Genomic DNA, 8024 nt, shown 5'->3' on the forward strand with positions numbered 1-8024 from the left:
CCAATTTTTGTTGACAAGTGCACCACGGAGTCATGTGGCACATTGGCAAGCATTCATAGTGCCCCCTGAACAGGGGTGGCAAAGGAACTGGAGTTGCACCAGCGAACTGGATTCGTAAGGGAGCGGAAGCGACCTGAGAATCCAGTGAGTCGGTGACAGCAGTGGATGTAGGGGAGCAAAGCGACCCGAAAATCCAGTGACATGCTTCCCTTTGGGTAAAGGTGGTGGCGTCAGCCACCAAAGGGGGCCGCATTTCCAGCGGGCGTCAGCCCGGTTGTATGGTTTTCCTAGCTCACTAGCCCACCAGCTCACTAGCCCACTAAACCGGTTTTATTTATACTGGCACCCTTCATTATTTTTGGGGGCGCCCACCAAGGCGGTCAGCGGCCAGCGGATAGCCGGCCTGTTTCCCATCGCCTTTCCCTTCCAGTTCCTCAAATATCCCCTTCTTCTCAAAACCATATCTCCAGAAAGCAAGACCGGCAAGGTGATATTCTTTTTCCAATGCTGCCTTGGCTCTGAGGGAATGTTCTTCTTCCAGGTAGGTCCGATGAAGAATTCCCCCCTGTCTCCAGGTGAGGGTGTACTGTCTGGCATCGGGCTGCCAGACAGGTTTGAGGCCATGCCGGTTTATGAGAGCCTCCTGGTCCTTCATGGCAAGAACCTTGGATTTCATGTATCCCGGATTTCCTTCGTAGATTCTTGTGTAGAAGGGAAGGCCCAGGATGAGCTTTTCCGGCGGCACCATGGTGATGAGTGTGCTTACGTTTTTGTCCAGCCAGGAGTAGGAGGAAACGGATCCGGCGTAGGGGCTGGTGCGGGGTGTTTCGTCGTAGCCCATGATGATTTCATAGTCACAGAAGTCCGCCAGTTTCGTCCGGTCATAGCAGAGGCTCCAGGTGGGGGAGCCGGCGTTGTAAACGGTGATGTCTGCGGTAAGTTTCTTTTTCCCTTCATGGAGGGGGACAGACAGGTTTTTCATGAAATCGGTGAAGAGGTCTTTATCCTTTGGGTCCATGTTTTCAAAGTCCATGTTGTACCCGTAGAGGCCGTAGACTTCGGAGAGGGCGGCGATTTGGGAAATGAAGGCTTCCTGTCTTTTGGCATCGTGCATGAAAAGGGAGGTTTTCTTCACTTCGAAATCGTTATGGATGAGGGGCATCACTTCCATGGAGTTCTCCCGGGCCCGTTTCAGATAGTCGAAGTTCCAGCTGTACGCCCCTTTTTCTATATCCTCATAGCTTCCCATGGTGGGCGAAAGGATGTGGGTGCCGGAGAGGGCGGCGAAGTCGGAGTTTTCATTTCTGAAGGAATAGTTGATGTCCCAGAGAACAAGGGGCCTTTCCGCCGGAAGGGCTTTTTCTTTTCCCTCTTTCTTTTCCTTCTTCTTTTTTACGGTGAGTTCCCTTTTCTTAGGCTTGTAGGTATATTCCAGGCCGGCCTGACCGCTGAAGAAGGAAAAATCCACGTACTTGTTCCCTTCGATTTCCCGGTACGGGATTTCCACCTTTTCTTCCTTTTTCATGGCGGGAGGCGTGGTATATACGTAGAGTCTGTCCTTTTCCCAGGACAGTTTCCACTTTCCCCCTTTGGTAAGCACCAGGGGGGCGGTATAGAAGGTGCCGTCTACTTCATAGGCGTTGAAATTTTTGAAATCGCTGCCCTTCATTTTCACCGCTGCAGGCCCTTCGGCCAAGGCCAGGGCGGGAATCGCTGCGATGATGAGGGCTGCTGCCAGTTTTTTAAGCATATTTTCCTTTCATGATTGTGCTGCAAATTTCCGTACCAGAGTGACCAGTGTCTCTGTATCCAGAAGATGGTACAGATCCTCCTCCCCTTTCAGGGAAATAGGTTCTCTGTCCAGGAAGGAAATAAATTTCCGGAGGATGCGGGCCGCCTTTTTCCCCTGGTCAAGGGGTGCTTCTTTCCGTCCCAGCACTTTTTCCATGAGGTAAACCATGACTGCAGGACGGAAGAAGGCATCGATGAAAACATTTTCTATCCAGTAATCATGGGCGGTATGCCGGAAGGAGCTGCAGGCCCCTGCAAAGGCCAGATAGAGGGGGAGGCCGTCTTCCGTGCCTGCCCAGAAGTCGCTGAAGCCGTAGTCGAAGGCGCCGTCTTCCTGCTTTTTGATATACACCAGGGCGTCCCCTTCTATAATATGCACCTTTTCTTTATGGGGAAACTGGGGCAGCAGTTTCTTTTTAAAGAGAGAAATCATGTGGGGATTCAGTTCCACCACCGTCACCGACTCCACATCCTCCTTTTCAGAAGCCATGAAGGTGTAGTAGCCAAGGCCCAGACCGTAGGTAATGACCTTTCCCGCTGCCCTTTCCAGGGGCTCCTTCATGGATTCGATCTCACTTAATACCACGCTCATCCATACGCTGCCGTTTTCAAGGAGCACAGGGAATACCACCGGGCTGTCAAAAAAGGCGGCCTCCCCATAGGCAAAGGGATCTTCTTTCCTGAATCCTTCATGATAGGTCTGGATGAGCTCTCCCGGCAGGTAGTCGTTCGTGGTAAGGGTAATATGGCCTTCCCTTGTTTTCCCTTCTACCCTGACCTGCCGGTAGTAGGGATTGTTTAAAATGTCGCCGGCCGGATGTCTGCGGATATGGGAGACCAGATAATCAAAAAGGCGGTCTCCGATTTCTTCTTCCCCCATGAAACGGGAAAGCTCTGCATAGGGCGCCGGCACTTCCCCATGGCTGACGGCCCAGGCCGCCTCGCCTATATCGTCCCCGAAGCCGATGCTTACATAGGACGAAATGAGGTCTCTGTCCGAAGAGGTCGAAAAATCCAGATCCTCCACATAAAGATGATCCGCCACTTCCCCAAGGAGCATGTCCTGGGCCGTTACGGACAGCAGATATTTCTTCCATAAATCTTCTACAGCGCCGGCAAGGGCGCTCTTTTGTATGTTCATAATGGTTCCTTTCATTTACATAGCCCCGCTGGCTATGGTAAGGCCTGTGACCACCGCGGCGCCGGCCCGCACCAGTTCATGGGCGGCGGATTCCATGGTGGCGCCGGTGGTGTATACATCGTCTACCAGGAGGATATGTTTTCCCCTGACCTCCATGCCGTGGTTGATGTGAAATATGCCTTTAATGTTTTCATATCTTTCCCTTCGGGAGAGGAGGGACTGGGTTTCGGCGCTGCGAAAGCGGATAAGGCCCCGGGGGACGTAGTTTTTTCCCGCCCCCTTCATCCAGTCTTCAAACATCATGTCCACCTGGTTGTAGCCCCGGCTTTCCCATTTCTTTTTGGAAAGGGGCACCGGCATGACCAGGCTTAAGTCTTCCAGTCTATCCCAGTAGGGAAATCGTGTCAGGAGGGGCGGAAAAGCCCGTTTCCTGTCAATGCGTCCGCCGTATTTCAGCTGGATAATGATTTTCCTTACCGCCCCTTCGTAGTTGCAGAGAGTGTAGCAGCCATGGAGATGGTCGGTGTGGGAGGAGTTTAAAAGCCTTGGATTCCATACTTTTTTCAGGCAGTCTTCGCACCACACTATATTCCTGTCCACTACCTTCCCGCAGCCCGGGCAGGTGGTGGGATAGAAGATGTCCGCCAGGTCATGGAGGAAATTCATGATTTTGCCTCCCCTTTCAGAAGGGGCAGGAAAAGGCTGTAGCGGCTGGCGGTGTCTGCCCGGCTTACAGCACGGGCAATGGCATCTTCCGTGGAAATCAGGATGGTCTTTTTCCTCGCCCTGGTGACACCGGTGTATAGGAGGTTTCTCTTCAGCATAATGCCCTGGGTAGGCAGGAGCACCAGAATCACCGTATCGTATTCACTGCCCTGGCTCTTGTGCACCGTAGCGGCATAGGCCAGCTGGATGCTGCTTCTTTCTTCCCCTTCGTACACCACTTCTTTGCTGTCAAACCGCACGAAGATCTTATTCTTGTCCACTGCCCATACGATACCCAGGTCGCCGTTGTAGACCCCTTTGTCATAGTCGTTCTTTTTCTGCATCACCTTATCACCGGGAAGGAAATGAACCGCCCCTTCCACCGGATGGTCATGCACCAGCTCCTGTATGGCGCGGTTCAGATGATCCACGCCGCAGGCACCCCGGTACATGGGAGACAGGACCTGCATTTTCATTTTCATTTTTTCGCTGCCGTAGTCCATATCCCGGCAGAGCAGCATGATTTCACGGAATGCGTCCGGTTCGGAAGCAGCATAGTAAATGAGGAATTCCCCCTCTTCATCGGGATAGCACATTTGCCCCTCCCGGATGCGGGCGGCGTTGTCAATAATGCCGCTCCCCTCTTTCTGGCGGAAAATGTGCTCCAGCCGCACCACCGGCACTTCGCCCCAGGCGATGAGGTCTTTTAAAGGAGACCCCGGCCCCACCGGCGGCAGCTGGTCGATGTCCCCCACCAGGATAAGCCTGGCCCCTTCCTTCAGTGCACAGAGGAGGTGGTAGAAAAGGGAAATATCCATCATGGATGCTTCGTCCACAATGATTAAATCTTCCTTCAGGGGGTCCGACTCGTTCCTGTTGAAGAAAGTACTGCCGCTGTCATGAAGCTCCGCCTCCAAAGCCTTATGGATGGTGTCCGCCTCCACGCCGCTTGAAAGGGAGAGCCTTTTCGCCGCCCGGCCGGTGGGCGCCATGAGACGCACCTTCAGCTGGAACTGGCGGGCTGCGGTAATAATGGCCTGCACCAGGGTGGTTTTCCCGGTGCCCGGGCCGCCGGTAATGATAAGCACGCCGGACTTCAGTGCTTTTTCCACCGCTTCCCGCTGCCTGTCTGCCAGGGTCAGTCCCTTTTCCCTTTCAAATTTCTCCACCGCCAGCCTGGAAGAGCCCAAGGGCTCGGCGTGAAGGAGGGATTTTATGCGGAGAGCGGACTCCGTTTCCGCTTCATAGAGGGACGGCAGGTAAAGGTACCGTTTGTCATTCCACACAAGGGACGGGATGAATCCGTTTTCTATGGATTCCTTCCCCGCCTCTCTCACAATATCTTCCGTCACTCCAAGGAGCAGGGAAGCATTCCGGAAAACCGACGATTCCGGGGCGCAGGCATGGCCCTGGGCCAGGGCCCGGGAAATGGTATACTCTATGCCCTTGGTCACCCGGTCTGCGTCGTCGGGATCCACCCCTTTCGCTAAAGCGATGCGGTCTACTTCCTGAAATCCCAGTCCCGGAATGTCCCGCACCATGCGGTAAGGGTCGCCGGACAGCACGTCCTCCGTTTCCCCGCCGTACCGTTTTCTGATGTCGGCGGCAAAGCTCTCGGAAATCCCCAGGGACTGAAGGAACATAATAAGCTCCTGTTCCTCCCTCACCTTTTCATAGGACTCCTTGATTTTGGCCAGGGTTTTCCTGCCGATGCCCGGTACCTGGCGAAGGTCGTCGATCCGGTTTTCAAAAACATCGAGAGTCTTCCTGCCGAGATGGTCCACAATCCTTCCTGCCATGGAAGGGCCTATACCGTCAATAAGGCCTGATGCCAGAAACTGCTTGATTTCCTCCGTTTCCTCGGGCTTTGTATTTTCCAGCGTGCTGCACTTGAACTGCATGCCAAAACGGGGATGCCGTTCCCAACATCCCCGAAGCAGCACCGGCTGACCCACATAGGGAGCAGGGCCCCGGTATGCGGCAGTCATGATTTTCCTGCTCTCTTTATCTTCCAGGAGGAATACGCAGAATCTGCCGTCATCGCTGGAAAATATGATTTTCCTTACGGTGCCCCGCAGCTCTTCTGTCATTTTTCTTCTCCCCTGATGAAACGATTCTGCACTTTTTTACTGATATCCATGAGCATCTGGTACCAGCGGACGAAATCAGGCCGGGCAGACATATCTTCTATAAGCCGGGAGACCTCCTCGATGTTCTTTTCTTCCCTTTTGCCATCAAACACAGGGATTTCCGCCTTGATTTTGCACTGGGCAATACTTCTTGAAAGGGCCAGCCGCTTTTCAAAAAGGGCGGCCAGCTCCTTGTCAATGGTCCTGACGGAATTTCTTAAATCCGCTAATTCTTTATCTTCCATAACAGTCCACTCCCCTCAGGAAGAAATGGGATTTACTGATTATTGGCGTGAAGGGTCTTCAGAATTTCCAGAACCTTGTCCTTTGCTTCTTCCAGAGGCACTTCCACCACTTCACCGGACCGGCGGATTTTAATTTCCACGCAGCCGGACTGCTGCCATTTCTTACCGATGGTCACCCGTACCGGATAACCGATGAGGTCTGCATCCTTGAACTTGATGCCTGCCCTTTCATTCCGGTCATCCAGCACCACTTCATCCCGACCGTCTTCCATGTCCTCATAGAGCTTTCTGGCAGCTGCCATCACTTCTTTGGACTTGTTATTGGCCGGAACGATGACTGCTTCATAGGGCGCAATGGCCACAGGCCAGATAATGCCGTCATCATCATGGTTCTGTTCGATGGACGCAGCCACGGTCCTTGTGACGCCGATGCCGTAGCAGCCCATAACGAAAGGATGGGATTTCCCCTGGTTGTCCAGGAACGTAGCATGGAGAGCTTCACTGTACTTGGTGCCCAGCTTGAATACCTGGCCTACTTCGATTCCCCGGCAGCGGACGATCTTGCCGCCGCAGTGAGGGCATACATCCCCTTCCTGAATCTGGCGGATCGTTTCCACACGGACATCGGTGAAATCGCGAGCCGGGTTCACATGGATGTAATGCTTATCCTTCTCATTAGCGCCGCAGCAGGCATCCTGCATTTCCATCACCGTAGGATCCACCAGGATATCAAAGTCCTTCGTCCGCTTCAGGCCGATGGGGCTGATGTAGCCGGCGGTGAGGCCCACCTTCTTCAAATCCTCATCGGAAGCCATGTCCACATTGATGGCATTGTAAATATGCTGGATCTTCGTTTCATTCACTTCGTGATCGCCACGAACCATGGCCAGTACCACCAGACCGTCCACATTGTACACCACAGCTTTCACGGACTGGGCAACCGGGGCATGGAGGAAATCGCACACCATTTCAATAGTATGCTGCCCTGGTGTTTCCACCAGTTCCTTTTCCTTGTCATTATGAATATCGCACTTCACGGTGAGGGGATCCACAGCTTCGATATTTGCTGCAAAATCACAGTTTTCGCAGTATACAATATCCGCCTCTCCGGAATCAGCCAGTACTTCGAACTCATGGGAACCGCTGCCGCCGATGGCACCGGAATCTGCAATCACCGGACGGAAAGTCAGACCGCAGCGGGTGAAAATACGGGTATAGGCATCATACATGAGCTTGTACTGCTTATCCAGCCCTTCCTCATCGGCATCAAAAGTATAGCCATCCTTCATAATGAATTCGCGGCTTCTCATAAGACCGAAACGGGGACGCTTTTCATCTCTGTACTTATTCTGGATCTGGTACACAGAAACGGGAAGCTGCTTGTAGGAAGTGGTGTCCATCTGAATCAGGGAAGTCACCAGCTCTTCATGAGTAGGGCCCAGACAGTATTCCCGGTCATTCCGGTCCTTCAGCTTGAACATCTCCGGTCCGAACACATCCCAGCGGCCTGTCTTCTGCCACAGCTCCGCCGGCTGCACAATAGGCATCATGATTTCCTGGGCGCCGGTCTTATTGATTTCCTCGCGGATAATCTTCTCCACCTTCTGAATAGAACGCCATGCCAAAGGAAGGAAGGAATAAATCCCGTTTCCAATCTTCCTCATCATACCGGCCTTCAGCATGTACTGATGGCTTACCACCACGGCATCAGCCGGTAATTCACGTAAAGTAGGACTGTATAATCTGGATGCTAACAAAATATCTCCCCCTGTAACTGTCCCGGCATGCCGGAACGATTTTCATACCGAAAATTTTTCGTTATATGCTTTTTTATTATACCACGCTTTGACGAGGGTTGTGGGGGAAAAAATGAGAAGCCCGCTTCGGCGGCCTGGATTCAGAGGGTTCCCTCCCCCCTATTGTGCCCCCGCTTGCGGGGGAAAGGTGGTGCGTTAGCACCAAAGGGGGGCGGGCCCGAAGGGCCCGTTTGGTTCAGAGGGGAAGGTTGACGGG

At 53.2% G+C, this 8024-nt stretch carries 6 protein-coding genes; all 6 read right to left on the reverse strand.

The genetic code is table 11. From position 1 onward, the window contains the following. Positions 1 to 352: 352 nt before the first annotated feature. From B2Y11_RS06050 to B2Y11_RS06075, 6 genes are read right to left on the reverse strand one after another with little or no spacing between them, the layout of a single operon-like run. Positions 353 to 1750: a glycosyl hydrolase family 18 protein gene (locus tag B2Y11_RS06050; RefSeq protein WP_291057333.1), complete on the reverse strand. Its 1398-nt coding sequence runs from the start codon at positions 1748 to 1750 to the stop codon at positions 353 to 355. A 9-nt stretch (positions 1751 to 1759) separates the two neighbouring features. Further along, positions 1760 to 2932 carry a hypothetical protein gene (locus B2Y11_RS06055; protein WP_291057335.1) on the reverse strand — a complete coding sequence of 391 codons (1173 nt, stop codon included), beginning with the start codon at positions 2930 to 2932 and terminating at the stop codon, positions 1760 to 1762. A 15-nt stretch (positions 2933 to 2947) separates the two neighbouring features. Continuing rightward, on the reverse strand, positions 2948 to 3598 hold the full coding sequence (locus B2Y11_RS06060) for a ComF family protein (protein WP_291057337.1): 651 nt from the start codon (positions 3596 to 3598) through the stop codon (positions 2948 to 2950). Further along, positions 3595 to 5727: an ATP-dependent RecD-like DNA helicase gene (locus B2Y11_RS06065; protein ID WP_291057339.1), complete on the reverse strand. Its 2133-nt coding sequence runs from the start codon at positions 5725 to 5727 to the stop codon at positions 3595 to 3597. The genes B2Y11_RS06060 and B2Y11_RS06065 overlap by 4 nt, the downstream gene beginning before the upstream one ends. Further along, positions 5724 to 6011 carry a chorismate mutase gene (locus B2Y11_RS06070; RefSeq protein WP_008858895.1) on the reverse strand — a complete coding sequence of 96 codons (288 nt, stop codon included), beginning with the start codon at positions 6009 to 6011 and terminating at the stop codon, positions 5724 to 5726. The genes B2Y11_RS06065 and B2Y11_RS06070 overlap by 4 nt, the downstream gene beginning before the upstream one ends. 32 nt (positions 6012 to 6043) lie before the next feature. Beyond that, the gene (locus B2Y11_RS06075) at positions 6044 to 7768 is read right to left on the reverse strand and encodes a proline--tRNA ligase (RefSeq protein ID WP_291057342.1); all 1725 of its coding nucleotides are present in this window, start codon (positions 7766 to 7768) and stop codon (positions 6044 to 6046) included. Positions 7769 to 8024: the final 256 nt, after the last annotated feature.

The organism is Dialister sp. UBA1703 (assembly GCA_002320515.1).
Classification (GTDB): Bacteria; Bacillota; Negativicutes; order Veillonellales; family Dialisteraceae; genus Dialister.